We start from the raw sequence: 24,186 nt of genomic DNA, 5'->3' as shown, positions 1-24,186 counted from the left end.
TATGTTCGAATGGTAGCCTTAAGCGCATGAACCTGAACGAGGCCTACGGTGCTATGCGCGAGAATCCAACCCCCATCCCCACCCCGCCGTGGGTGCGCCTCGGATCCTCCATCCTGCTCGGTGCCACCGTCGCGCTGCTGACCACCCGCACCCATTTCTTCGCCACCCTATCTGGGGCCGCGGTCTGCCTCGTGGCGGCCTTCGTCTTGGTCTTTGCCCACCCCTACCGCCGCGAGATGCGCTCCTACACCGACCGGCACGATGCCGATCTCATCCCCACCATCGCGCAGCTAGTACCGCTGATGATTTTGTGGCTCCTTATTATGCTCGCACCCATCCTCGGCCTGCCCGCGTGGGGCTCAGCGCTGGTGTGGGTTGCGGTCTCAGGTATAAGTTTTATCGCCTTCCCCCACGTGGATGGCACGCGCCGGCTGGCCTTTGTCTAATCCATGCGACACTGCGGGGACTTATCCACAGGATTTCCCCTGGTTTTCGCGCTGCAGATTCGGGTTATCCACAGATTGCGCCTTTGCGGTTGCCCTAGCGATTGAGCGCGGGCTAACACCGCCTTAGCGTAGGCGGCATGAACGCACTCGAGACCTACCTCACCGCCCTCGCGCCCGGCATGGATATCATCGCCGCGTGCCGCGGGCTATCTGGGGCTGAGCTCATGGAGCGCGGCGCGCCCGATGCCATCGCCGCCGACCTGCTCCTTCTATGCGAAAGCTACTACGGCCGCACCGCCTTTAGCCGGATGCAGCGCCGCGCCATTGCCGATGCCCGCGCCAACTCCCACCCCATTGCCCTCCTTGCCGGCATCGAGCGCGTGGTCAACCGCGCGCCCAGCAAGAAGCAGGCGTGGGAGCTGCGCGCGGAGTGCTGTGCGATGTCCGCGGAGATGAGCGCCATTATCAAACACGCCCGGCGCCGGGTGCGCGAGATGAAAAAGTCCACGGTCAGCCCCGGCGTGCGCACCTACCGGCGCCCCAATGACTACTGGACGCTCGCCATTACTGGTACCTCCCGCTTCATTGCGGATCTGCAGGGCGCGATTACAGCCGCCGATAAAAAGCCGCTGCAGGCGGTGGAAGATATCTTCTTCGGCGCCGGCAGCGCCGCGCGCTCCACGGTGGTCACCAACGCCATCGTGCCGCTGGAGAAATTCATTCGCATCCGCGACGGCCACGGCGACGACGTGCAACTCGATCTCACCAACGGTGCGACCATGTCCGGTACCGAGTACCTGCGCCGCGTGCTTAACGATGCCGGCTATTCCGCCCCCGGCCCCAGCGGCAGCGGCAGCGGTGATGGCGAAACGGGCTATGTCACCCTCGTGCATCCTGTAGAAGGGCCGGTCAACCTCTACCGCACGGCGCGCGTGGCCACCGATAAACAGAGGATGATGGCGGCCGCGGAAAATCCGCGCTGCGCCTGGCCCGGATGCAATCAGCCGGCCGATTTATCCCAGGTCCACCACCTCACGGCCTGGAGCCGCGGCGGGGAGACCAATATGAACAACCTCGTCGTGTGCTGTGCTTACCACAACGGCATCAACGACGACGATCCCAATGCCCCGCCTCGGCGCGGACGGCTAGAAAGGGTGGGCGGTCGCATCGTCTGGCGGCCACCCGTAACACCCCGCAACTAGCCGCAGGTATGCGAAAAGGCGCTCAAGTACTGAGCGCCTTATACGCATGCCGTTTTGTGGGTTTTACTCCCACTCGATGGTTCCCGGTGGCTTGGAGGTGCAATCCAAGACCACGCGGTTGACGTCCTTAACCTCGTTGGTGATGCGGGTGGAGATCTTCTCTAGCACGTCATACGGCAAGCGGGTCCAGTCCGCGGTCATGGCGTCCTCGGAAGATACCGGGCGCAGCACAATGGGGTGGCCGTAGGTGCGGCCATCGCCTTGGACGCCGACGGAGCGGACATCGGCAAGCAGCACGACCGGGCACTGCCAAATCTGCTCGTCCAAGCCAGCGTTGGTCAGCTCGGTGCGGGCAATCAGATCCGCCTGGCGCAGGGTCTCGAGGCGATCCTCGGTAACCTCGCCGATGATGCGGATGCCCAGGCCAGGGCCCGGGAAGGGCTGGCGGCCGACGATCTCTTCCGGCAGGCCCAACTCGCGGCCCACCGCGCGCACTTCGTCCTTAAAGAGCAGGCGCAGCGGCTCGACGAGCTCGAACTCGACGTCATCCGGCAGGCCGCCGACGTTGTGGTGCGACTTAATATTGGCGGTGCCATCGCCGCCGCCGGATTCGACGACGTCCGGGTACAAGGTGCCTTGGACGAGGTAGTCGACGGTGGAGCCGGCGGGGGCATCGTCAAGCACGCCGGCCACGGCGCGCTCGAAGGAGCGGATGAACTCCGCACCGATGGCCTTGCGCTTTTCCTCGGGGTCGCTAACACCCGCCAGCTTTTTGAGGAAGGCCGAACGCTCGTCGGCGGTGACCAGCTTGGCGCCGGTCGAGGCCACGAAATCCGTTTCAACCTGCTCGCGCTCGCCCGCGCGCAGCAGGCCGTGGTCGACGAAGACGCAGGTCAGGCGATCGCCAATGGCGCGCTGCACCAAGGCTGCAGCGACCGCAGAGTCCACGCCACCAGACAGGCCGCAAATAGCGCGGCCTTCCTCGCCTACTTGGGTGCGGATATCCGCGATGAGCTGCTCGGCGATATTATCGGCGGTCCAGTTCTGCTCCAGACCGGCGATCTCCGTGAGGAAGCGGGTGAGCACTTCTTGGCCGTGCGGCGAGTGCAGCACCTCTGGGTGGTACTGCACGCCGGCCATCTGCTTGGCCGGGCACTCCATGGCGGCCACGGGCGCGCCAGCGGAGGTTGCGGTTACGTCGAAGCCCTCGGGGGCGGCGGAGACGGCGTCGCCGTGGGACATCCATACCTTGTGCGTGGGCTCGAGGCCCTCGTGCAGGATGCCGCCCTTGACGTCGATGTCGGTGCGGCCGTATTCACGCTCACCGGTAGACGATACGGTACCGCCGAGGATGTGGTTCATGGCCTGGAATCCGTAGCAAATGCCGAAGACCGGAACGCCAAGCTCTAGCAGCTCAGGCTTGAGCGCTGGGGCACCGTCGGCATAGACGGACGACGGGCCGCCGGACAAAATAAGCGCGGCGGGGTCCTTGGCTTTGATTTCCTCGATAGAGGCGGAGTTGGAAACAACCTCGGAATAGATTTTGGCCTCGCGCACGCGGCGGGCAATGAGCTGCGCGTACTGAGCGCCAAAGTCCACGACGAGGACTGGGCGCGGGGTAGTATTTGGCTTAGTCACGCCCCATAGTCTAACCCATAGGCCCCGCGGCCCAGGAAGCGCTTGCTCATGTAGGGCATTGCGGCGGCTTTCGCGCCGTGGTGGCGCGGGCCGCGCAAGCGAATCGGGGTGCGCGAGGGCCCATGGACGCAAGTAACACAGGGTGCGCCAGGAAGCCGTGGGCGCGGCGGCGCCGGGCGCAGCGATTCGGCGCGCGGTGGGACTCGGGGCGCAGCAGCGCGAGCCCGCACCGTGCGAGGCGCGCCGCGCGCTACTTAGTAGCGAACCGCGAGCTCGACCTTCTGGAACGACTTCAAGTCGGTGTACCCACACTTTGCGAGGGCACGCCGCAGCGCACCCACGAGGTTGGTGCGGCCGAATGGTTCGCTGGATGGGCCGTGCAGCACGGTTTCCAGGCTCGGCGCAGCCACGGGCGCAGCATCGCCTGCGGTGAGGAAATCCACATCGAGGTCGGTATCGACGCCGGCGAACTGCGCGTATCCGCGCGGGAACCGAGGATGGCCTGCGGTAGCCGGCCAGTACCATCCCCTACCGCCTGCCTCTCGGGCCTGGGCAAGAAGGGGGCCGAGCGCGACACTATCGGCGCCGCAGGCGAAGGCCTTGGCGATGGTCCCGGAGTTATCGAATTCCGCATCCGCAATGATGTGCACGTAGCGGCCTTCGGTCTCGTCGAGGTAGTCGCGGCGGGCGGCGGCGGCATCGGCAATGGCGGTGGCCATGGCGGTATCGATGCCGACGGTTTCCGCGTTAGTCGTCACTCCCGCGCCCACGATGACGCCGGCCGCCCCGGTGCGCATCAGGTGCAGCGCCGTGGTGTAGTCCGCCACGCCACCGGCGATGACGGGTACTTCAAGCGAGCCGATAAATTCCTTCAGGTTCAGCGGCTCGCCGCCGGTGGCGACGTGTTCCGCGGACAGCAGCGTGCCCTGGATGAACAGTAACTCGGCCCCAGCCGCGATGGCCTTGGGCGCCATCTCGCGGGCATTTTGGGGCGAAACGCGCACGGCGACGGTCACACCGGACTCGCGCACTTGGGCAATGCGGGAGGCAAGGAGGGCATCGTCAAGCGGGGCGGCGTGCAGCTCCTGAATGGTGGAATTATCGCCCGGCTGGGAATAGATGCGTGCCAAGGCACCCTCGAGGTCCTCGTGGCGGCCCCACAGGCCTTCGGCGTTGATGACACCGAGCCCGCCCTGCTTGCCCATCTCGATGACGAACTCGGGCGTGGCGAGAGCATCGGTGGGGTGCGAAACGAAGGGGGTATCGAAGGTATAGGCATCGATATTCCAGGTGGTATCCACGTCCTTGGACGAGCGCGTGCGGCGCTGGGGGACGATGGAGACCTGGTCTAAATCAAAGGTGCGGCGGGCCTCGCGGCCGATGCCGATTTCGGCGTATTCACGCATGTTTGTCCTAGCGGTAGTTCGGGGCTTCGGCGATTTGCTGCAGGTGGTGCGGGTGGGATTCCTTCAGTCCCGCGGCGGTGATCTGGACAAATCGCTTGGTCTTGAGCTCATCTAGGGTGGCCGAGCCGGTGTAGCCCATGGCCGCGCGCAGGCCGCCGATGATTTGGTGCACGATGGCATCGATCTCACCGCGGAAGGGCACGCGACCCTCCACGCCTTCTGGCACCAGCTTGTCCTCGCTGCGTACGTCAGCCTGGAAGTAGCGGTCCTTGGAGTAGGAACGCTTTTCGCCGGAGAGCCCGCGGCCCTGCATAGCACCCATGGAACCCATGCCGCGGTAGCGCTTGTACTGCTTGCCCTGGTAGACCACGATGTCACCGGGTGCCTCAGTGGTACCGGCGAACATGGAGCCCAGCATGACGGTATCGGCACCGGCAGCCAGCGCCTTGGCGATGTCACCGGAGTACTGCATGCCGCCATCGCCGATGACCGGCACGCCCGCGGGAGCGGCGACGGCTGCGGCTTCCATCAGCGCGGTGATCTGCGGCGCACCAACGCCGGCGACGACGCGGGTGGTGCAGATGGAGCCCGGGCCGATGCCGACCTTGATGGCATCCGCGCCGGCGTCGATCATCGCCTGGGCGGCCTCGCGGGTGGCGAGGTTGCCGCCAATGACATCGACCGTGTCGCCAAAGTCCTTCTTCACGCGGGAGACCATCTCGAGCACGCGGTTATTGTGGGCGTGGGCGGAATCGACGACAAGGGCATCAACGCCGGCATCGACAAGCGCGGCGGCGCGCTGATAGGACTCCTCGCCGGTACCAATGCCCGCGGCAACCAACAGACGGCCGGAAGCATCCTTGGAGGCGTTGGGGTACTGCTCGGATTTGACGAAGTCCTTGACGGTAATAAGGCCAATGAGCTTGTTATTGGCATCAACAATCGGCAGCTTTTCTACCTTATTGGCCGACAGCAGCTCTAGGGCCTCGTCCTTGGACACGCCCTCGCGCGCGACGACGAGCGGCATCGCGGTCATGACATCGCTGACCTTGCGGTCAAAGTCCGGCTCGAAACGCATATCGCGGTTGGTGCAAATGCCCAGCAGGGTGCCGTCCTTATCCACGACCGGCAGGCCGGAAATGCGGAAGCGGGCGCACAGGGCGTCGACCTCGCCAATGGTCATCTCGGGGCGGGCGGTGACCGGGTCCGTAACCATGCCGGACTCGGAGCGTTTGACGATTTCTACCTGCTCAGCTTGCGCTTCCGCAGACAGGTTGCGGTGCAGCACACCGATGCCGCCCTGGCGCGCCATGGCGATGGCCATGCGGGCCTCGGTCACGGTATCCATCGCTGCGGATGCCAGCGGCACGCCTAGGCGAATATTGCGGGTAAATTGCGCGCCGGTATCGACCTCGGAGGGCACGATATTGGACTCGGCGGGCAAAAGAAGCACGTCATCAAAGGTCAAGCCGCGCAGGGCTACCTTGTTCGGGTCATCTCCACCAGTGTGAATAGGGTAATCGCTCATCGAGGTATCTCCTTAAACAGGTTCAGCGGCTACCCCAACTGTAGTGCGTGCCCGGCCAATGACACCATTCAGGCTAGGGGTTAATTGCCTTAAGCGGGCAAGTTCAATAGGCTCGCAGGCGTGAACTTCTTCGCCAATATGCCCCGCGATCCTTTTGCAGACGATCCGAATGACCCCGCCTCCTTCTTGGAGGAGGACGAGCAGGTCATGCCGCTTTCCGATGAAGACCGCCTCGCCCTTATCCACGATCTCGCCTTGGTAGAGAAATTCGCAAGTGTGCTCGGCCCGCGCGGGATCGATGGCATCTTCTTCCTGTGTGAAGACTGCCAGGAAAACCACTTCTACGAGTGGGACATTATGGCCGCCAATATGCGCGCCACGCTGGCAGGCGAGCTCGCCCCAGTACACGAGCCGGGGGCAGAGCCGGACCCGCGCCGCTACGTGCCGTGGGACTACGCGCTGGGTTACGTCGACGGCTTGGAAAACCGCTAGGGCGTAAGTACCGCCCTAGTTACTCGGAGCCTGGCCCCAACTGAATGGTTGTGGTGGGGCTTTCTTCGGGCTCGCGCGTCTCCGGCTGCGAGTTCTCCGGTGCTTGCTCCGTTACCACCACGGTTGAGGTCTGGTACTGCGTTTCCGTCACGGTCTTCGGCGCTGGTTCGGGCTTGTCCTGCGGCTGCTGACCCGGCACGGTCTCGGTGGCGGTTTCCGTCACGGTCGTGTGCTTCGGACGGGCAGAGCGCTTCTTTTCGGCCTCTTCCTTGGCGGCGATGGCGTTTTCTTCCTTGCCTTCAGCCTCTTCGAGCTTGGCGCGGGCTTCCTTCATGAGTTCGCGCGCGCCTTCGATATCTCCCTCTGCCGCGCGGGATTCCATCTCATCTAAGGTCCCGGCCAGCTCCACGTTGCGGGTTTCATCTGGGTGATCAAAGGCGCCGGAATTAACCATGACCCCGCCCGCACCGGCGAGGATCACAGTGGCGGCGGCCGCGCCGATAAGCCCATGCATCACGGGGCGATTGCGCCGGCGAGACCGCACCTTATTGAGGCTTACGACTTCCGGTTCTTCCTCTACCCCATCCACGCGCGGGGCTGGCGGCATCTGCTTATCGATGTCCCGCTTCAGCCCCAGCAGTAGCCCAGCGAGCTCATCGCTGCCGTTGGAGGGATCTTTGCCCTGCGACAGCTCGGTGAGGAATGCATCATCATCTACCAAGGGCTGGAGCTGCTCCGTCAGGTCATCGTTATTCTTTTTAGAATGCTTGGAGGCCATGATGGTTTCTGTCCCTCCTTCCTTTCTTAAGGTGTACGCGTGCGACTAGAGCGGGGGTTGTGGCTTTAGCCCTCGGTAGCTAGTTGTTGCCCAAGAGCCTTTCGCAATTGTGCGAGAGCTCGGTGCTGTGCGACGCGAACCGCACCCGGGGTAGACCCCACGATATCGGCGGTTTCTTCTGCCGAAAGACCAACGAACACGCGCAAAATAACGATGTTTTTTGCCTTGTCACTTAAGGTATCGAGCAAGGCGCGCATTCTGTTACTACCGTCATTTTCCAGCGCCCATTCCTCGGGAGTCGCCTCGTTCGCGGTGCTTTCTGGAAGCTCTTCGGTGGGTGTAGAGCGGTCGCGGCCCATGGCGCGGTGGGCATCGGTGACCTTATTAAAAGCGATGCCGTAGACATAGGCCATAAACGGCCGGCCCTTGTCTTCATAGGAATCGATAGAGGTGGCGACGGCGAGGCAGATTTCTTGGGTCACGTCTTCCGCGGTGGGCTGGCGCCCGCCACCGATGCGCGCGCGGCAATAACGCAGCACCTGCGGATGAATAATTTGCAGGATAGATTGCAGTGCGCGGCGGCTACCACCAGCGGCCAGCGGGACGAGTTCCGCTAGCTCTTTATCCTTATCGCTCACGAGTGCACCCTCTGCAGACTATTAAATCGATATTCAACCATATTTCCTCTGGGGCAGGGAGTGCAAAGGGACTATTGCGTTGCACACCTCCGCCTCGGCACTGCCCGTGCTTGGCGATGCCCCAGCAAAGAAAACCCCACCAAGAAACCCGCGCCCAGCGGTTGTACCCGCATTGAAGGCGGGTTTATGCCCCCTGCACAATAGAAAGAGGAAAATTCATAATTCGTTAACCTTAGTCATTATTGCAGGTAAATGGGCGCTAACGAGTCCCATAAATAAATACAATACCTAGAAGTTAAATACTAGTAACCCTTTGTTTACCAAGACGCGACACACTACAAATCGTTGCGGTTCGCGGATGACTCTCCACCGGCCGCCAGCGTAAGAATTCTCGTCCTGTTATAAGGAGCTTAAGAAACGTGTCTCAGTCCAAGTCTCTTCTCGGACCTACTGCAGATGTTTGGGATTGGCAGTTGCAAGGTGCGTGCCGCGGTGAAAACTCGGACGTGTTTTACCATCCAGACGGAGAGCGTGGCCGCGCCCGCGCCCAGCGCGAAAACCGCGCCAAGGCCATCTGCAATTCCTGCCCGGTTATCGAGCTCTGCCGCGAGCACGCCCTGCGTTCGGCCGAACCGTATGGCGTCTGGGGCGGAATGAGCGAGTCTGAGCGCGTGGTGGCGCTGCGCAAGCGTCGCCGCGCAACGGTCAACGCTTAAGCCACAATTTAAGTTAGCGCGTAAAGCCCACACACCTCGCTCGCGGCGGGCGGGAGTCCGGGGTTCCGGACTAGCCCTGCTTGGCCAGCGCCTGCTGCAAATAACGCCCCGTGAGGGACTCCTTCGAGCCCGCTAAGTCCTGGAGCGTGCCACTAAAGACGAGGCGGCCGCCGGCTGAGGAGGAACCCAAAGCTTGGCGGCTTTTGTGAACTATCCTCTCTCCTTCTGCCACTGGCGGCTAAAAAGGCCTACCGGGGCATCGCACGGGTTATGGTTTCCGCGTGCTTTACGTATAAGCCAGAAGCCCGCCGCAAGCCGACCCAATAAGACGGGGAGGCCGCGGCGGGCTCTGGGCTATAGCGCAGGAATTAGTGGTGGTGATGGCCGTGGCCGTGACCGGCCTCAGCGTTGTCTTCTTCCTGCGGCTTTTCCACGACGGATGCCTCGGTGGTAAGAACCATGCGGGCAACGGAGGTGGCATTGACCACTGCGGAGTGGGTGACCTTCACGGGATCGATGATGCCGTTATCGATGAGGTTGCCGTACTCCAGGGAGTTGGCGTTAAAGCCTTCACCGTTGGCCATCTCAGATACGCGGGAGACGATGACAGAGCCATCGAGGCCTGCGTTTTCTGCAATCCAGAATGCCGGGCGGGTCAGGGCGCGGGCAACGGCGAGCACGCCGACCTTAGCCTCGCCCTCGAAGTCCTGGGCAAAGGACTCGAGTTCCTTGGAGATCTGCACCAGCACGGAGCCGCCGCCGGCGATGACGCCTTCTTCTACGGCCGCGCGAGCGGCGTTGATGGCGTCCTCGACGCGCAGCTTGCGCTCGTTGACCTCGGTCTCGGTTGCGGCACCGACGCGGATAACGGCGACGCCGCCGGAGAGCTTAGCCAAGCGCTCCTCGAGCTTTTCCTTATCCCAGGTGGAGTCGGTACGGGCGATTTCGCCGCGGATCTGTTCACGGCGATCATCGAGGGCTGCGGCGCTGCCGCCGCCATCGACAAGCACGGTGTCTTCCTTGGTGATGGTCACGCGGCGCGCGGAACCCAGCACCTCAAGGCCGACCTCGTTCAGGTTGACGCCCACCTCAGGGTCCACCACGGTGGCGCCGGTAACCACGGCCAAGTCATCCATGAAGCCCTTGCGGCGCTCGCCAAAGTACGGTGCCTTTACGGCGGCGACCTTCAGGACCTTGCGGATGGAGTTGACCACGAGCGCCTGCAGCGGCTCGCCTTCAACGTCTTCCGCGATGATGAGGGTCGGGCGGTTGGTCTCCGCGATTTTTTCCAGCAGCGGCAAGAAGTCCGGCAGGGAAGAAATCTTGTTGCGGACGAGCAAAATGGCGGCATCATCAAGCACCGCGTGGTTGGTCTCTTCCTCCGTAGCGAAGTACGGGGAAAGGTAGCCCTTGTCAAAGGAAATACCTTCGGTGACATCCACGGTGGAGTCCATGGTCTGGGACTCCTCAACGGTAACAACGCCGTCCTTGCCCACCTTTTCCATGGCGCCGACAACCATCTCGCCGACCTCCGGATCGCGGGAGGACACGGTGGCTACCTGCGCAATTTCAGAGGCGGAGTTGACCGGGGTGGCGCGCGCCTTGAGCTCTTCGACGGCCTTTTCCGCCGCCGCGGAGATGCCGCGGTTAAGCTCTACCGGATTAGCGCCGGCTGCAACGTTGCGCAGGCCCTCAAAAATGAGCGCCTGGGCCAGCAAGGTAGCGGTGGTGGTGCCATCGCCGGCGATGTCGTTGGTCTTGACCGCAACGGACTTGACCAGCTGGGCGCCGAGGTTCTCGAAGGGCTCCTCGACGTCGATATCGCGGGCGATGGTCACGCCGTCGTTGGTGACGGTCGGGCCACCGAAGGCCTTGGACAGCACGACGTTGCGGCCGCGGGGGCCGAGGGTGACCTTGACGGCATCAGCCAGCGTATCGACGCCGCGCTGAATTCCCTCGCGGGCTTCTTGGTCGAATGCAATAAGCTTTGCCATAAGTATTTCCTACTTCTCGATGATGGCGAGGATGTCGCGCTGGCTCAGCAGCAGGTACTCTTCACCGTCGTACTTCAGCTCGGTGCCACCGTAGCGGGAGAAGACAACGGTGTCGCCTTCTTTAACATCCATTGGGATGCGGTCATCTTCGTCTTCCCAACGGCCCGGGCCGACGGCAATAACGGTAGCTTCCTGCGGCTTTTCCTTTGCGGAATCCGGAATAACCAGGCCGGATGCGGTGGTGGATTCTGCTTCTACGATCTGTACGAGGACGCGGTCCTCAAGCGGCTTAATAGTTGCCATGATGTTTCCTCCGTATTGTTCGTTTGCGCGCCTTAATGGCGCGCGCGTGCCGGTTGTGGATGTCCAGCACAGCCGTCGTCGCGGGTGAACAACTGTGGGTCAAACAACCTGATTAGCACTCTACCCTCGTGACTGCTAACCCTCAACAACGACGCGACCCCCGCAGCGGGGCCACACTAATGCGCCGTGTAGGTCAAAGACGGTGAATAAGCAGCCTTGAGCAGTCATTTTAAATCCATCCACCAGTTTGAAGCCGTTTCACCCATCAGTTTGAGCGCGTTCTACCCATCAGAATATCGGCGATTCATCCATCAGTTTGTGCGGATCTGGGCGGTTGAGCGCAGGAATCCCGCGAGAATGAGCTTGACCGCGCACAGCGCAAGAAACATGGCGCCAAAAATTAGGCCGAATGGCGCCCACCACACCCCGGCGAAGCCCTCCCATAGGGCGCTCATCCCGGAATGAGAATCGGTCTGCAGCAGGTGGTTGAGCAGCGCGACCACCGTTGCGCTCAAGGTGATGACTATGGCCGCAGCAGTAATAGTCAGGCAGAAGGCCTCGCCCACCTGCACCCGCACCCACGCTGCTGGCGAGGCACCGGCCAACCGCAGTCCGCGAACATCGCTGGCGATGCGCGAGCGCATAATGAGTGAAGTCAACACCGCACCAACGATGCTTGGGGCCACGACTGGGCCGAGAAACGCCGCGAAGACCTGCCCCGATGACAAGGTGTCTAAGTCGCCCATACTACTTTTGAACATCCTTATCCCCGAGCCGACCGCGACAATCAAGCCACCAAACAGCACCCACGGGACGATATGGGGCACGGAAAAGCGGCGGCGCACCCGCACATTGGCCCCGGCGATGCCGCATAGTCGCGTCCATTGGTCCACGGCGGGCATGAGCCATGGCGTCATGAATGCCACCAGGATGACCAGCCCCATGGAAGCGGCGATGCTATCGGCCGGCTCCTCTATCTGCAGGCAGCCGTACACGGCACCGCCCACCAAACCGGCAGCCACAAGGCAGCGCAGCATCACCCACACGCGGCGCGGTTCCACCCGCGGGCGAAAGACCCGGCGCAGTGGCACTAGGGCACCGCAGACCGCCGATGCCACGCAAATGGATACAGCGATGCGGATGACTAGCGGGGTAATGGCCAACTCCGGCATGGGAATCCCATCACTGCGAAAGGCCGCGGCCATGGGTTCAACAAACAGGCGTGCCGGGAAGGTCCCTATCAGCGCAGCGATAGCACTCACGGCAATCACCTGCCCCACGATGAAGCTATTGATCATCCACCCAGGCATACCAATCATGCGCCACGAGCGGTACACGGGTTCGCGTTCTTCAATAATCAGCCGCATCTGCGACAGCGTGATCAACACCACTGTGCAGACCGCCATGCCCAGCACGGTGCCGCCGAGCGGCCCCGTGGGATCTTCGTCCGCATCCGAGGTGGCCACCAGCATCGATACCGCCAGCGCGCACGCGGCCGATGAGACCACCATGGTCAAGGCCACGGCAAGCCATGAGAGCCAATTGCTTTGTAAGTCCTTAAGCCACACCAGCATGGTTGGCCTCCTGGAGCTCGATAATGCGGTCGGCGGCCTCCGCGGCGAGGTGCGAGTGGGTCACCATGACCACCGCGGCCCCGCCCCGTGCGGCGGTGCGGAGGTGAGTGAGGACGAGCTGGGCGGTGGCATCGTCAAGCGCGCCCGTAGGCTCATCGGCGAAGATATACGGCGCACCGGCCAGCAAGGCGCGGGCGACGGCGACGCGCTGCTGCTGGCCGCCGGACAGCTGCGCGGGCAGGCGGCGCTCCAGCCCGTCAAGCCCCAGAGACGCAAAGGTCTTCTGCACCGCGTCCCGGCTGCAGCGCCGGCCGGAAAAGTGCGCGGTCAACGTGGCATTTTTGCAGGCGTTGAGCGATTCCAGCAGGTTATAGTCCTGGAATACGAAGGCGCGCTCCGTGCGGCCCGGCGCGTTGACCGTGCCGGAGCTAGGCTTATCCAGCCCGGAGAGCAGGTTCAACAGCGTGGTCTTGCCGCTACCGGATGGCCCCATAATAGCGACAAATTCCCCCGGCTCGATGCTTAAGTTCACCTCGGCGAGTGCGGTATGGCTGCCGTAGCGCTTGCTCAGATTCTGTGCTTTTAACATGCCTTCCATTCCACCGGCCGGCCCCCGCACGCGCGATGGGGAAGGCTGCCCGAAAAATGGTGGGGCTAGCTCTACTGCCCCCACCCCGGCGCGGCGGCTAGGCTGAACGGATATGCGAACTGTCAAGGCCAATGGGTGGAGCCTCGTCCTCGGAATACTCGCCCTTCCGGGACTCGTGATTTCGGTGCTCATGCTGCCGTGGATTCCGCTGGTAGCCCGCGCCGCAGAGTTTATCGGCCGCATTGGCGCGAAGTGGATGGGCGTTGATATTCCCCCGCGGCGGGCCAACAGATGGTTTGATTGGCAGCAGTTTTATCACCTTTTACTACAGCTTCTTATTTGCGTGGCCTGCTTTGTCAACTGGGTCTCTGTCGGTTTTGTCGCGGGCGTACTGGTCATCGCGCCGTTTATTCCGCAGGCCGAGTTCAATGCCGGCGAGTGGACCACCGATAATCGCCCATTGATTTTTGTCGTGTGCTGGCTCGCGGCCGCCGTGCTCTTCGTCCTACTGGTGGTGCTCAACCGCCTGCTGGTCAAAGCCTCCATTTCCCTCACCCGGCTCGCCCTGAGCCCCTCCGCACAGGAGTTGGCGGCCTCGCGCGCCACGCTTATTGATGCCTTTTCGGGCGAGCGCCGCCGCATCGAGCGCGAGCTCCACGATGGTCCGCAGCAGTACCTGACCGCGCTCAAGCTCAACCTGGCTGCGGCCAAACTCCAGTCCCCGCCCGAGGCCCAGCAGGCGCTTGCCGATGCCGAACATAACGCCACCCAAGCCCTCTCCGCCCTGCGCGCTACCGTGCGCGGCATTGCACCGCAGGTGCTTTTCGATGACGGCCTCATCCCCGCCCTCGATGAACTCTTGGCCCACAGCGGGCTCGACGCGGAACTGCACGTCGAAGGCGCGGAGCGATCGATTGGGGAAACCACGGCGCTGCTGGCCTACCACGCGGTAGCAGAGGCGCTGACCAACGCCTCCACCCACGGCGCGGCCACCGCCGCCACCGTGTCCATCTCTTTTGGCGACGATCTTCACCTCAGCATCCGCGATAACGGCTCCGGTGGCTTCTCTACAGGAGTAGGCCCTAGCGCGTCCGACCCCGCGCACTCCCGTGTCGGTGCTGATACCAGCGCCGACGCGACTGTTGGCACGAGCGCCGACGCGACCGCCGGCACGAACACCGGAAAGCCCGCGGGAACGACTGGGGGCACTGGCCTAGCCGGACTGCGCGAGCGGGCCGCGGCGCTCGGCGGCAGCGTCGACTTCTCCCCCGCGCATGAAGAAGGACAAGGAGCAACATTGACCATCTCACTACCGCTAAAGGAGGCGCGATGAAACTCTTATTGGCAGAAGATTCTGCCCTCTTGCGCGCCGGGCTAGAACAGCTTTTGGCGGCACTGGGCCATAGCGTGACCGCCGTCAACGATGCGGAAGAATTGCGCGCCTGCGCAGACAGCGATGACTTCGATCTGATCATTTCCGATGTCCGCATGCCGCCCACCATGAGCGATGATGGGCTGCGCGCCGTGCACGATGTGCGGGCGGCAGACCCGTCGCAACCGGTGGTGGTACTTAGCCAGTACGTGGCGGCAAGCTACTTGGATCGGCTCTTAGAACACGGCGGATTCGGCTACCTGCTCAAGGAGCGCGTATCCGATGTGGATGAATTCGTGCACACCCTCGAGGAAGTGGCGGGCGGTGGCACCGTCGTCGACCCAGAAGTGGTTACCGCCTTGCTCTCCGCGCGGCGCACGGGGCTGAGCCAATTAACCGCCCGCGAACGCGAGGTTTTGGGGCTGATGGCGCAGGGATTGAGCAACCAAGAAATCGAAGACAAGCTGGTATTAACCGCTGGGGCGGTAAGCAAGCACGTCTCCAATGTTTTTCTCAAGCTCGGGTTTCGGCCCGAAGACGCCAATCGCCGCGTCAAGGCCGTGCTGATGTGGCTGCGCCACACCGAACGCTAAAGGATGGGTGCTTACGCGCTCTTCGTGGAGTTGATGACCGCCGCGCGCCAGAGTGTGTACTCGTCAGGGAAATCCTCGCGGTAGTTTTTCACCGCGCGGATGCCGTGCTCGACGGAAGCGATGACCTCATCGATGGAGTCCTCCTCGCCCTCTGCATCCACGAAGATGACCGGGCCGCTGATAGCGCGGATGGGGTCTTGCAAAAAGGCGGAGTTTCCCGTGTCCGCGGCATTGCGTGCCAGGGATGCAACCGGGTTGGGCTCGGCGCCTTCCTGCTTGGCTTCTGGGTTATACAGCGCGGCGTAGGTCGTACCGTCATCTTGAAAGACGACGGAGACGCGATCCTCGGTGGTGCCGCCCAAGAACTGGTTGGCGTGTTCTAATTCGAACTCGATTTTTCGGCGCGTGAGATCGGGGTTGACGAGGAAACCAACGGTCATGAGAGAAAGCTCCTTTAAAGCGGAGAGGGCGTGAACGCGTTAAACGTTACCGCCGACTCCCCCACCCCGCAGTGCGAGGAAAAAGAACTTTAGGTTAACTGTGGCTCTTCCACGTCCAGTTGCGTATCGGTGCCGATACCCAGGCCCGACGGCTCAGCACCCTCATGAATGAGCTGGGCGCCGAGGGCAGCAATCATCACGCCGTTATCGGTGCACAGATTAAACCGCGGCACGCGCAGCTCCACACCAGCGGCCTTGCAGCGCTCGGCGGCCAGCTCCCGCAGCCGGGAATTGGCCACGACGCCGCCACCGAGCAGGAGCACCTTCGCCTCGGTATCCTCGCAGGCGCGAATGGCCTTGGCGGTGAGCACATCGGCCACAGCTTCTTGGAACGAGGCGCATACATCCTCCACGGAGATGGTCTCGCCGGCCTTTTCGGCGCGCTCCACATAGCGCGCAACGGAGGTCTTTAGCCCCGAGAACGAGAAATCATGCCGGTGCTCGCCGCGCAGATCTTCGGCGCGCGACATGCCGCGCGGGAAATCAATGGTGGGTTTTCCGCGGCTAGCCAGCTTATCGATGACCGGCCCGCCCGGGTACCCCAGCCCCAGGAGGCGGGAGACTTTGTCGTAGGCTTCACCGGCGGCATCGTCAAGCGTGGAGCCCAACTCGCGCATCGGCTTTCCCACGGCCTCGACCTCGAGCAACTGCGTGTGCCCGCCGGAGACCAGCAGCGCGACCGAGTGCGGCAGGCTCTCGCCCTCGAGGTTGGCCACGGCCACGTGGCCGCCGAGGTGGTTGACGCCATAAAAAGGCACGCCCCACGCGGCGGCATAGGCCTTGGCAGCGGAAGCGCCGACGAGCAGGGCGCCGGCCAGGCCCGGGCCCACGGTGGCGGCAATGGCATCGGGCTTATCGATGCCCGCCTCCTCCAACGCCGCCCGCATCACCTGCGGCATGGCCTCCAGGTGCGCGCGGGAGGCGATTTCTGGCACGACGCCGCCAAAGCGCGCGTGCTGCTGCATTGACGAAGCAACGGCATTGGCGAGGATCTCCATATGGCCGTTCTGATCCAGCTCGACGATGCCCACGCCGGTCTCATCACAGGAGGACTCGATGCCCATGACCTTCATTACTGCTCCTTTGCTTCGCGCTGGCTTGCTTGTGGCGACTGGCTGGGGCGCACCATGACGTGCGCATCCGCGCCGGAGGGCTGGTAATAATTGCGGCGGATTCCCTCGATGCTAAAGCCATAGCGCCGGTATAGCTCGATGGCGGGATCGTTTCCCACGCGCACCTCCAAAAAGACCGGCGCGCTTTTTAGGTCCGCGATATAGCAAATATTATCCATCATCATGCGCGCGATGCCGCGGCGCTGGGCCTTAGGATCGACGCCGATGGTGTGGATTTCGAACTCTGGATCTGCGGCTGGGCCCATCATGCCGATGCCGGCATAGCCCAATAAGACCGGATCCTCGCCTTCCTCCGGCGCTGCGGGATCGAGGGCGCCTTCCACCCCGAGGTAAAAGTTGAAGGGCTGGGCCATTTCTTGCTCAAATACTGCTTCCGTCCACGGGGTTTCACCGGGAAAAAGCACCTTTTCCAGCTCGGCGCAGCGCGGGGCATCGGCGGGGGTGAGCTCGCGCAGGTTCACAGCCGCACCTCTGGAATGGCCGCGGAAAGCTGCTGCTTTTTGGGCGGAACCGCATCGGGGCGGCGCAGGTACATGGGCACGAATGGCGCCGGATCCGCGTCGAGCCGCGCGACGGCCACCAAGCCCTCGGCGGTGGGTGCGCCCTCGCTACGCGGCAGCGTGGCGAGTTCTTCCGGCAGCTGGTCGGCCAGCTTCTCCGGGATGATCACCTGCGCGATATCCTGCACGGCAAGCTCCCCCGGCTTCGATACATCTGGGCCCGCAATGCGTTGTCCCGCGCGGTAGGTGGCCCAATAAATTTCCTTGCGGCGGGCATCGGTGGCAACTAGCGCCGCGTCCGCCGCCTCCCTTTCATCGGCTGCATCGGCCCCAACTAGCGCAGCGTGCGCGATGGCATCGTGGGTGCAGACGCCGTGGAGGGGGATGGAGAGGGCATCGGCAAGCGCCTGCGCCGTGGCCATGCCAACGCGCAAGCCGGTAAAGGGGCCAGGGCCCATGCCCGCAACGATGGCGTCGAGGTCGTCGAGCTCCAGACCGGCCTCGCTCATTACCTCGAGGATGGTGGGCATGAGCCGCTCATTATGCGCGCGCGCATCGGCCAGAATGCGCTGCGTAATCTGCCCTGACTCGGTGTCGACTGCCCCGGTGACCAGGGCGGTCGTCGCCGTATCAATGGCCAGGACGCGCATTAGCCGACCAGCTTCCACACGCCGTCTTCACTCTGGAAGGTCAGCGGCTGGGAGCCCTGGACCAGCGGAACCCCGCCGTCTAGGCCGTGGCCCTGCTGCTCCATGGCTTTAACCTGGGCGTTGATCATCTCGCAGACCTCCACCTCGGAGGAATCCAATTCCTCTACATAGGGATCAACGTTGTGGCCCAGCGCCATGACGTAGCTCTTGCCCTCAGGAACAACGCCGTCCTCGAAGGTGATGTCATCAGGGTTCGGGGCGGCTTCCTTGACCTTGTCTTCTGCCATGCCCTCGCAAATGAAGCCGATGGCGCTGTAGTCCGCACCGTAGACATCAGAAGGAATAAGCGACATTACCTCGAGGTTCCGCGGGGCATGCTGCAAGGTGTTGGTGAGGTTGCCCTCCAAGGAATCCTCATCACGCAGGGTGGCCCCGGCAACGAGCACCATCATCACAATGATAAACAGCGCGATAATGGTCGTGGTCAGGTTGCGAGCAAATTTAGTCATGGGGTGAGTAACGCTCCTCGGGTCAAGGGGTCCTATATGTACATATGGTGAAGTGATTGTCAGTTCTATTACCGAGGCTACTCGGCGGCCAACAAACACTCACCCACGGGGTAGTGCCTGCCAGTGTAGGCGGCTTACCCAGTGGGAGAATAATTAGCGCGGGACATACGGGGCTAAAGCAATAACAATAACAGCACCTGAGCGGCGATAATCTTGCCAATGATGGTGGTCGGGTACACCGTTGCCCAGCCGCGCCCAGCGAGCTCCGTGCCGGTTTGGCCCCGGATATAGGCAAATACTGCCGGGTTCGTGGTCATGCCGGCCGCACAGCCCATGGCCTCGTCCCACTTCAAGCGCAGCACCAGCATGCCGATGACCCCGATGAGGATGGCCGATACCAAGGTAATGATAAAGCCAACGCCGATGATGGTCAGCGAGGACGGATCCGTCAGGGCATCGCGGAACGATGCGCCTGCCGATGTCCCCACGCCCGCCAGGAAGAGCGTCAGCCCCAGGTTCGAAAGTGTTTCCCTGGTGTGGAAGGGCATCTGCCAATTGATGGGGCCGGTGCGGTTCAGGTAGCCGAGGAATAGGCCGACCACGACGGGGCCGCCACCAAAGCCCAGCTGCAGGGTCGATCCTCCCGGCATGGGGATGGGGATAAGGCCCAGCAGCATGCCCAAGGTCAAACCGATGGACATGGATAAGAGGTCAGCATTGCCGAGCGCCGATTCGGAATCGCCCAAGTACTTGCGCACCTCGCGCACGTGGTGCGAGCTACAGACTACGCGCACGCGGTCGGAGTAATTCAGCACCATATCCGGGTGCGGGACCGCATCGCTATCGCCCTTGCGCACGCGCGCGATGATGAATCCATGCTCGAGCGCATCGATATCGCGGATGCGCTTGCCCGCAATTTGCGGATTAGACACGGTTATCCGCTTAAATTCCAGGCCCGCCTCTGGGGTGAGCTCGACGGGGTATTCCTCACCGAGCACCTCGATGGCACCGGCGACGTCTTTTTCGGAGCCATTAATAAGGAATGCTTCGCCCTTGCGCAGGGGCATATCCGGCTGCGCCAGCCGGTGGTGTTCCATATCGGAAATCTCGCGGGTGGCCACCACGCTGTGCCCGGTAACTTGATACAGGTGCCCGGCCGTATCCGGGAAGTCTTTGGTCAGCCGCACGCCTTTGGCCACCAGCGGGGCGGGAATCATCCCCTCTTCCTTGGCGTCTGCCTCGTGGTCCACCTTCAGAATTTTCGCGCCGATGGCGGCGACCAGGATCGCGCCGATGACCGCGCCCGGATAAGCCAGCGAATAGCCGACGACCGGGGTGGAATTGCCCAGCATATCCACCACCGCTGCCATACCTGGGGTGGACGACAGCGAACCAGCAAACATACCCGCGGCGACATCCGTATCGAGGCCGAAGACGCGAATGAGCCCGAAGCCTACGCCCACGAGCAGGACCAACATGCCGATCATAAAGACGGTTAGCTTCCAGCCGCGGGTAGCAAATTCGCGAACGAACGACGGCCCGAAGTTCAGGCCAATGGCATAGACAAAGATGGCCAAGCCGAATTGATACACCAGCGGTGGAATCTGGATATCCGGATTGGCGGTAGACAGCCCGAGCGCCACGAACATCGCGGCCGCGGCGCCCAAAGAGATGCCAAAGAATTTGATTTTGCCGATGGCCAAACCGATGGCCATGATGGCAAAAAGGGCGAGCAGAGGACTGGAGGCTAGGAGTTCTAACACCCTTCAAGGATCCCGCACCTTAAATACCTAAAGCAACTTGACGCCCTAAGATATCCATCACTTATACCTTCAAATTAATGAGTCCTAGCTAATCGTTGTGACGCCACGACCAGCTGACGCGGCGCACGTCCTCATCGGCACCGGCGAACTCCGCCGGTTCGCGGTCGATGCTCACAAAGAGGTAGGAATCCGCAATCTGCTCGATAAGGCCGCCGCCCCATTCGGCGACGACGACAGCATCGGCAAGCTCGGTATCCAAGTCCAAGGCATCCAGCTCCCCCAGGGGATCGCCGGAATTGGCCCCGCCCTCATCCAAGAGGCGGTACGCATCCACGTGCACCAAGTCCGGTCCCCCAACCCGGGAGCGGTGCACGCGGGCAATGACAAACGTGGGCGAGGTAATCCGGCCCTTGACCTGCATGCCCTGGGCTATGCCTTGGGTGAAGGTGGTCTTGCCCGCGCCCAATGGGCCATCCAAGATGACGACATCGCCAGCTTCCAGCGCTGCGCCCAGTTCCTTGCCGCAGGCGTGGGTCTGTTCCACCGTTGCCAGATCGCGGGTTCCAGGCTCCGGAAAGTTACTGTGCATCGGACTCTCCTATATATTCGCGTTCGGTGCGGCCGGTGGGCCGGCACACCACTTCATAGTTGATGGTGCCCACGGCATCAGCAAGCTCGGTGGCAGACATGCCACCCTGGCCAAAGATGATGGCCTCATCACCGGGGGTAATGCCGTGCGGGTTTTCTCCTAGATCCACCACAATTTGGTCCATGCACACCCGGCCTACCTGGGGATAAAGCCGCCCGCCGATGCCCACCTGAAGGTGGCCCTGGTACGCCCGCGGCAGACCATCGGCATAGCCACAATCCACCGTGGCTAGGAAACCCGGCTTATCCGCGCTCCAGGTACGCCCGTAACTGGTGGCCTCACCCTTATCGATCGGCTTAAGCCCAAAGACGGTTCCGGACCACGTCATTGCAGGGCACAATCCATGGTCCCGCCCCGCGATGGGCTCGAGCCCATAGCACGCGATACCCACCCGCACCTGCTCAAAGTGCGCCGATGGGCGCGAGAGCGTGGCCGGCGAATTAGCCAAATGATTGACCGGACACTCCAGACCCGCCGCGTGCGCCGCATCCAGGGCGCGCCGAAACTCTTCTTCCTGGGTGTCATTATGCGTGTTATCCGGATCGTCGGCGCAGGCAAAGTGGGACATAAGGCCTAGGACGGTGATATGCGGGGCATCCCGCAGCAGCGCAAAAACCTCACCCCACTCCGCCTTATCCACCCCAGAGCGGTGCATTCCGGTTTCGACCTTGATATAGACCTCAGCGGGAACCTCTGCCTCTACTAGCTTCTGGGCCTGCGCGGGAGAATTGACCGCAATCTGGATTCCACATGCTAGGGCCTCTTCTAGCACCTGATCCGTCTGCCAGATCCATGCCGCGATGGGTAAGTCCACACCCATACGCCGCAGCTGCACGGCTTCTGTCAGCGTGGCGACGCCAATGGAATCCGCCCCCGCTTCCAGCATTACGGGCACGACCTTTTCTACTCCGTGCCCGTAAGCATCCGCCTTCACCACGCACATCAGCTTGACGTCTGGGCCGATCTTCTCCTTGATCAGCCGCACATTGTGCGCGATGGCAGCAAGATCAATTGTGGTTTTCAGCATGCCACTATTGTGCCACTTTCCACCCGCGCGCTGAATTTACTCCACATACACCAAACCCCACTCCCCTCGGCCCCTCTTGATCAGCAGGCAAAGAAGAAGCAACCGACGAATTCGCCCACTGCACTAAAACAGAAGAACTTGCAGCCGCCTCGAAATTACCACCTACAGTAGAACCTACTACCATCAAACCGAGCGCCCGAAGAAAACCGACCTACTTAATTCGCGAAGCAACCCGATCCCCCATGATCACAAGACCCAAAAACATGCCAATACCAAGCATAATGGTCACGGTGAAAACAACCTCGCTATTAACATCCACCCTTGCCCATAAAACAACTAGATTAACGACGGATCCCAGAGCAAAGTAGACAGCAAGAAGCATGAAATAAAAGGAAGTAGAACGATGTGCTGCCTTCCAAGCTTCTCGAGAACTTAACGTGTTAGACGTCATGATACCAGGCATCCTGCTGTAATCCCATGACTTAAAGCTTCCCTTGGGTGACTCCTTAGAGATGAAGAAGCACAACAAACTCAAAACATTAAAAACAATAATGATAAAAACTGTCGAAACAAGCATTAAAGTCTCTTTTCCGCCCTTTGGAACATTTCCGGCCTAAGCAATAGCAAATTTAAATACGAGATACTCGCCAGCATGAATTAATCTGGCACGTGGGATCTATAGCGCCGACGCCCCACTTCGACACCTCCAAAGTAAATAGTAGCGGACCCTAAGTACATCACGAGGGCGCCCGTCATCACCATAGAGAAACTAATCAACCCCATAAAAACAGCTATGCCTAGTGAAAGGCAATCCCGACAAATAGCAAAATTACTTTCGCCCGCACATTAGAAATCCAAGCTGCTGCCAACAATAATTCGAGCAACAGAGTACCCCAAGTTAGCGCAACCACGGGCCCGACCCCCGAAAAGTGGACACGTCGGGGGTTAACTATGCGACTTTAGCCAGTGTAGCTGAAGTCGCGACTTCAAAGACATCAGGAGCTACGAGGTTGCACCAGGAGTGGCGCCTGCGGGTGTTGTAGCGCATGCACCACCGGAAGACTTCCTGACGGCAGCTAATTGGGTTGTCAAAGACTTTCCGATTTCGCATCACTTCCCGCTTTAAAGTAGCGTTAAACGATTCTGCTAGGGCGTTATCGGCACTCGTTCCTACTGCTCCCATGGACTGGCGTACACCCAGCGACGAGCAGTAATTTCTGAACGCTTGTGAGGTGTACACGCTGCCGTGATCTGAATGGAAAATAGCCCCGTCAAGACTGCCACGCACACCGTGTGCGTGGGCTAGAGCATCGATGACCAGTGAGACACGCATGTGGTCTGCGAGTGCATAACCTGCAAGTTTCCGTGAATAGGTGTCAATGACTGTGGCCAGATACATGTTCTTGCCGCCCTTACACGGCAGGTATGTAATGTCGCCGACATACACACGGTTCGGCTCGTCAGCGGTGAATGTACGGCCTATTAGATCTGGCATGACACGGTGACCAGGCTTGCGCCTAGTGGTGGTGCACCGACGCCGTTTGCTAAAGCCTTGAAGTCCCGTGGCTTTCATGATTCGTGCAACCTTCTTATGATTGGTCGGGCCGAAGTCCGTATCGTCGTTGAGGCTTGCAGCGATGCGTTTAGCACCATAAAGCCCGTGCTCATCATCAAAGATGGTTGCGATTCTTGCACCAATAAGACCGTCGGAACACATCTTTACCCTGCGTTCTTGACGGGTGCTCACCCACTTGTAAAACGAGGAGCGATTGAGCTTTAACACATGGCACATCCGTGTGAGCCGAGTACTCGGTTCGGTGGTCATCGACAAACTGGAAGCGCAACTCCTGTGAGTCTGCTTTAAGCAAAATATTTCGCGGCCTTGCGCAGAATATCGCGTTCTTCGCGCAGCTTCGCGTTCTCTTTTTCTAGCTGTCGGATCCGTTCGGAATCATTCGCCGCTTGGGCTTTCTCGTGCATGGCTTTTATGCGGGCACGTTTGCCGGTGCCGTACTTTTTGACCCAAGAATGCAGCGAGGCTCGATTGATGCCGAGCTCTGCTGATGCTGAGTTCAACGAGAGGTCCTCATTGTTTTCATAGAGGGCCACGGCATCGCGTTTGAACTGTTCGGAGTACCTGGACATGGTGGTAGATTACCTTTCTTCCCAGCTCGACTGGGCTGGAT

26 protein-coding genes are annotated in these 24,186 nt (G+C 61.5%); 6 read left to right on the top strand and 20 right to left on the bottom strand.

What is annotated here, in order from left to right; translation table 11 throughout:
• The first annotated feature begins 26 nt into the window (after positions 1–26).
• Together ACP8IT_RS02560 and ACP8IT_RS02555 are read left to right on the top strand one after the other, a co-directional pair.
• A complete protein-coding gene (locus ACP8IT_RS02560) occupies positions 27–446 on the top strand; it encodes a hypothetical protein (protein ID WP_490290333.1) in 420 nt (139 codons plus the stop codon).
• 137 nt (positions 447–583) lie between these two features.
• The gene (locus ACP8IT_RS02555) at positions 584–1,648 is read left to right on the top strand and encodes an HNH endonuclease signature motif containing protein (protein ID WP_490290332.1); all 1,065 of its coding nucleotides are present in this window, start codon (positions 584–586) and stop codon (positions 1,646–1,648) included.
• 63 nt (positions 1,649–1,711) lie between these two features.
• On the opposite strand, the gene guaA is transcribed toward ACP8IT_RS02555, so the two are convergent.
• The 3 genes from guaA to guaB all read right to left on the bottom strand — a co-directional run bounded on the left by guaA (position 1,712) and on the right by guaB (position 6,220).
• On the bottom strand, positions 1,712–3,286 hold the full coding sequence (gene guaA / locus ACP8IT_RS02550) for a glutamine-hydrolyzing GMP synthase (RefSeq protein ID WP_474896638.1): 1,575 nt from the start codon (positions 3,284–3,286) through the stop codon (positions 1,712–1,714).
• Between the two features lie 254 nt (positions 3,287–3,540).
• Positions 3,541–4,692, bottom strand: a complete 1,152-nt coding sequence (locus ACP8IT_RS02545; RefSeq protein WP_005277202.1) for a GuaB3 family IMP dehydrogenase-related protein — start codon at positions 4,690–4,692, stop codon at positions 3,541–3,543.
• A 7-nt stretch (positions 4,693–4,699) separates the two neighbouring features.
• The gene (gene guaB, locus ACP8IT_RS02540) at positions 4,700–6,220 is read right to left on the bottom strand and encodes an IMP dehydrogenase (protein ID WP_490290331.1); all 1,521 of its coding nucleotides are present in this window, start codon (positions 6,218–6,220) and stop codon (positions 4,700–4,702) included.
• A gap of 120 nt (positions 6,221–6,340) precedes the next feature.
• Between guaB and ACP8IT_RS02535 the strand changes: the two genes are divergently transcribed.
• Positions 6,341–6,712 carry a DUF5319 domain-containing protein gene (locus ACP8IT_RS02535; RefSeq protein WP_005277198.1) on the top strand — a complete coding sequence of 124 codons (372 nt, stop codon included), beginning with the start codon at positions 6,341–6,343 and terminating at the stop codon, positions 6,710–6,712.
• A 19-nt stretch (positions 6,713–6,731) separates the two neighbouring features.
• Here ACP8IT_RS02535 and ACP8IT_RS02530 read toward each other — a convergent pair whose 3' ends face one another.
• Together ACP8IT_RS02530 and ACP8IT_RS02525 are read right to left on the bottom strand one after the other, a co-directional pair.
• On the bottom strand, positions 6,732–7,490 hold the full coding sequence (locus ACP8IT_RS02530) for a hypothetical protein (RefSeq protein ID WP_278723923.1): 759 nt from the start codon (positions 7,488–7,490) through the stop codon (positions 6,732–6,734).
• A 65-nt stretch (positions 7,491–7,555) separates the two neighbouring features.
• On the bottom strand, positions 7,556–8,128 hold the full coding sequence (locus ACP8IT_RS02525) for a sigma-70 family RNA polymerase sigma factor (RefSeq protein ID WP_005277195.1): 573 nt from the start codon (positions 8,126–8,128) through the stop codon (positions 7,556–7,558).
• A 419-nt stretch (positions 8,129–8,547) separates the two neighbouring features.
• On the opposite strand from ACP8IT_RS02525, the gene ACP8IT_RS02520 reads away from it, so the two are divergent.
• Entirely contained in the window at positions 8,548–8,844 is a 297-nt protein-coding gene (locus ACP8IT_RS02520; RefSeq protein WP_023016784.1) for a WhiB family transcriptional regulator, read from the top strand.
• Positions 8,845–9,212: 368 nt separating this feature from the next.
• Here ACP8IT_RS02520 and groL read toward each other — a convergent pair whose 3' ends face one another.
• The 4 genes from groL to ACP8IT_RS02500 form a co-directional block, all read right to left on the bottom strand.
• Positions 9,213–10,838 (bottom strand): chaperonin GroEL, encoded by a 1,626-nt coding sequence (gene groL, locus ACP8IT_RS02515; protein WP_490290330.1) that lies wholly within the window; start codon positions 10,836–10,838, stop codon positions 9,213–9,215.
• A gap of 9 nt (positions 10,839–10,847) precedes the next feature.
• On the bottom strand, positions 10,848–11,141 hold the full coding sequence (groES, locus tag ACP8IT_RS02510; RefSeq protein WP_023028321.1) for a co-chaperone GroES: 294 nt from the start codon (positions 11,139–11,141) through the stop codon (positions 10,848–10,850).
• A gap of 311 nt (positions 11,142–11,452) precedes the next feature.
• The gene (locus tag ACP8IT_RS02505) at positions 11,453–12,715 is read right to left on the bottom strand and encodes an FtsX-like permease family protein (RefSeq protein ID WP_490290329.1); all 1,263 of its coding nucleotides are present in this window, start codon (positions 12,713–12,715) and stop codon (positions 11,453–11,455) included.
• Positions 12,699–13,304, bottom strand: a complete 606-nt coding sequence (locus ACP8IT_RS02500) for an ABC transporter ATP-binding protein (RefSeq protein WP_237791472.1) — start codon at positions 13,302–13,304, stop codon at positions 12,699–12,701. Before ACP8IT_RS02500 ends, ACP8IT_RS02505 begins: the two co-directional genes overlap by 17 nt.
• 112 nt (positions 13,305–13,416) lie before the next feature.
• On the opposite strand from ACP8IT_RS02500, the gene ACP8IT_RS02495 reads away from it, so the two are divergent.
• Complete coding sequence (locus tag ACP8IT_RS02495; protein ID WP_490290328.1) at positions 13,417–14,637, top strand: sensor histidine kinase; 1,221 nt, start codon at positions 13,417–13,419, stop codon at positions 14,635–14,637.
• A complete protein-coding gene (locus ACP8IT_RS02490) occupies positions 14,634–15,269 on the top strand; it encodes a response regulator (protein ID WP_474896635.1) in 636 nt (211 codons plus the stop codon). Before ACP8IT_RS02495 ends, ACP8IT_RS02490 begins: the two co-directional genes overlap by 4 nt.
• 11 nt (positions 15,270–15,280) lie before the next feature.
• On the opposite strand, the gene ACP8IT_RS02485 is transcribed toward ACP8IT_RS02490, so the two are convergent.
• The 11 genes from ACP8IT_RS02485 to ACP8IT_RS02435 all read right to left on the bottom strand — a co-directional run bounded on the left by ACP8IT_RS02485 (position 15,281) and on the right by ACP8IT_RS02435 (position 24,145).
• Positions 15,281–15,709 carry a hypothetical protein gene (locus ACP8IT_RS02485; RefSeq protein ID WP_005277173.1) on the bottom strand — a complete coding sequence of 143 codons (429 nt, stop codon included), beginning with the start codon at positions 15,707–15,709 and terminating at the stop codon, positions 15,281–15,283.
• Positions 15,710–15,798: 89 nt separating this feature from the next.
• Positions 15,799–16,842: a tRNA (adenosine(37)-N6)-threonylcarbamoyltransferase complex transferase subunit TsaD gene (gene tsaD / locus ACP8IT_RS02480; protein ID WP_284628603.1), complete on the bottom strand. Its 1,044-nt coding sequence runs from the start codon at positions 16,840–16,842 to the stop codon at positions 15,799–15,801.
• A complete protein-coding gene (gene rimI / locus ACP8IT_RS02475) occupies positions 16,842–17,363 on the bottom strand; it encodes a ribosomal protein S18-alanine N-acetyltransferase (RefSeq protein WP_284628602.1) in 522 nt (173 codons plus the stop codon). The genes tsaD and rimI overlap by 1 nt, the downstream gene beginning before the upstream one ends.
• A complete protein-coding gene (gene tsaB / locus ACP8IT_RS02470) occupies positions 17,360–18,052 on the bottom strand; it encodes a tRNA (adenosine(37)-N6)-threonylcarbamoyltransferase complex dimerization subunit type 1 TsaB (protein ID WP_284628601.1) in 693 nt (230 codons plus the stop codon). Before tsaB ends, rimI begins: the two co-directional genes overlap by 4 nt.
• On the bottom strand, positions 18,052–18,561 hold the full coding sequence (locus ACP8IT_RS02465; protein ID WP_005277164.1) for a hypothetical protein: 510 nt from the start codon (positions 18,559–18,561) through the stop codon (positions 18,052–18,054). The genes tsaB and ACP8IT_RS02465 overlap by 1 nt, the downstream gene beginning before the upstream one ends.
• Positions 18,562–18,734: 173 nt before the next feature.
• Positions 18,735–20,324 (bottom strand): aspartate:alanine exchanger family transporter, encoded by a 1,590-nt coding sequence (locus tag ACP8IT_RS02460; RefSeq protein ID WP_490290327.1) that lies wholly within the window; start codon positions 20,322–20,324, stop codon positions 18,735–18,737.
• Between the two features lie 88 nt (positions 20,325–20,412).
• The gene (gene tsaE / locus ACP8IT_RS02455; protein ID WP_284611550.1) at positions 20,413–20,913 is read right to left on the bottom strand and encodes a tRNA (adenosine(37)-N6)-threonylcarbamoyltransferase complex ATPase subunit type 1 TsaE; all 501 of its coding nucleotides are present in this window, start codon (positions 20,911–20,913) and stop codon (positions 20,413–20,415) included.
• The gene (gene alr / locus ACP8IT_RS02450) at positions 20,903–22,000 is read right to left on the bottom strand and encodes an alanine racemase (protein ID WP_284611549.1); all 1,098 of its coding nucleotides are present in this window, start codon (positions 21,998–22,000) and stop codon (positions 20,903–20,905) included. The genes tsaE and alr overlap by 11 nt, the downstream gene beginning before the upstream one ends.
• A 211-nt stretch (positions 22,001–22,211) precedes the next feature.
• Positions 22,212–22,577 (bottom strand): SdpI family protein, encoded by a 366-nt coding sequence (locus ACP8IT_RS02445; protein WP_126318322.1) that lies wholly within the window; start codon positions 22,575–22,577, stop codon positions 22,212–22,214.
• Positions 22,578–22,949: 372 nt separating this feature from the next.
• Complete coding sequence (locus tag ACP8IT_RS02440) at positions 22,950–23,825, bottom strand: IS3 family transposase (RefSeq protein ID WP_490290326.1); 876 nt, start codon at positions 23,823–23,825, stop codon at positions 22,950–22,952.
• Between the two features lie 35 nt (positions 23,826–23,860).
• Entirely contained in the window at positions 23,861–24,145 is a 285-nt protein-coding gene (locus tag ACP8IT_RS02435) for a transposase (protein ID WP_284611587.1), read from the bottom strand.
• Positions 24,146–24,186: the final 41 nt, after the last annotated feature.

It is taken from the genome of Corynebacterium sp. LaCa_23 (assembly GCF_058182375.1).
Note: the sequence above shows the minus strand (reverse complement) of the source record. Positions and strands in the feature narration are given on the sequence as shown.

Coding starts and splice junctions, on each gene's coding strand:
- ACP8IT_RS02560 (WP_490290333.1), top strand. CDS start 27: ATGAACCTGAACGAGGCCTACGGTGCTATGCGCGAGAATCCAACCCCC.
- ACP8IT_RS02555 (WP_490290332.1), top strand. CDS start 584: ATGAACGCACTCGAGACCTACCTCACCGCCCTCGCGCCCGGCATGGAT.
- ACP8IT_RS02545 (WP_005277202.1), bottom strand. CDS start 4,692: ATGCGTGAATACGCCGAAATCGGCATCGGCCGCGAGGCCCGCCGCACC.
- guaB (WP_490290331.1), bottom strand. CDS start 6,220: ATGAGCGATTACCCTATTCACACTGGTGGAGATGACCCGAACAAGGTA.
- ACP8IT_RS02530 (WP_278723923.1), bottom strand. CDS start 7,490: ATGGCCTCCAAGCATTCTAAAAAGAATAACGATGACCTGACGGAGCAG.
- groL (WP_490290330.1), bottom strand. CDS start 10,838: ATGGCAAAGCTTATTGCATTCGACCAAGAAGCCCGCGAGGGAATTCAG.
- groES (WP_023028321.1), bottom strand. CDS start 11,141: ATGGCAACTATTAAGCCGCTTGAGGACCGCGTCCTCGTACAGATCGTA.
- ACP8IT_RS02505 (WP_490290329.1), bottom strand. CDS start 12,715: ATGCTGGTGTGGCTTAAGGACTTACAAAGCAATTGGCTCTCATGGCTT.
- ACP8IT_RS02500 (WP_237791472.1), bottom strand. CDS start 13,304: ATGTTAAAAGCACAGAATCTGAGCAAGCGCTACGGCAGCCATACCGCA.
- ACP8IT_RS02495 (WP_490290328.1), top strand. CDS start 13,417: ATGCGAACTGTCAAGGCCAATGGGTGGAGCCTCGTCCTCGGAATACTC.
- ACP8IT_RS02490 (WP_474896635.1), top strand. CDS start 14,634: ATGAAACTCTTATTGGCAGAAGATTCTGCCCTCTTGCGCGCCGGGCTA.
- ACP8IT_RS02485 (WP_005277173.1), bottom strand. CDS start 15,709: ATGACCGTTGGTTTCCTCGTCAACCCCGATCTCACGCGCCGAAAAATC.
- tsaD (WP_284628603.1), bottom strand. CDS start 16,842: ATGAAGGTCATGGGCATCGAGTCCTCCTGTGATGAGACCGGCGTGGGC.
- tsaB (WP_284628601.1), bottom strand. CDS start 18,052: ATGCGCGTCCTGGCCATTGATACGGCGACGACCGCCCTGGTCACCGGG.
- ACP8IT_RS02465 (WP_005277164.1), bottom strand. CDS start 18,561: ATGACTAAATTTGCTCGCAACCTGACCACGACCATTATCGCGCTGTTT.
- tsaE (WP_284611550.1), bottom strand. CDS start 20,913: ATGCACAGTAACTTTCCGGAGCCTGGAACCCGCGATCTGGCAACGGTG.
- alr (WP_284611549.1), bottom strand. CDS start 22,000: ATGCTGAAAACCACAATTGATCTTGCTGCCATCGCGCACAATGTGCGG.
- ACP8IT_RS02445 (WP_126318322.1), bottom strand. CDS start 22,577: ATGCTTGTTTCGACAGTTTTTATCATTATTGTTTTTAATGTTTTGAGT.
- ACP8IT_RS02440 (WP_490290326.1), bottom strand. CDS start 23,825: ATGACCACCGAACCGAGTACTCGGCTCACACGGATGTGCCATGTGTTA.
- ACP8IT_RS02435 (WP_284611587.1), bottom strand. CDS start 24,145: ATGTCCAGGTACTCCGAACAGTTCAAACGCGATGCCGTGGCCCTCTAT.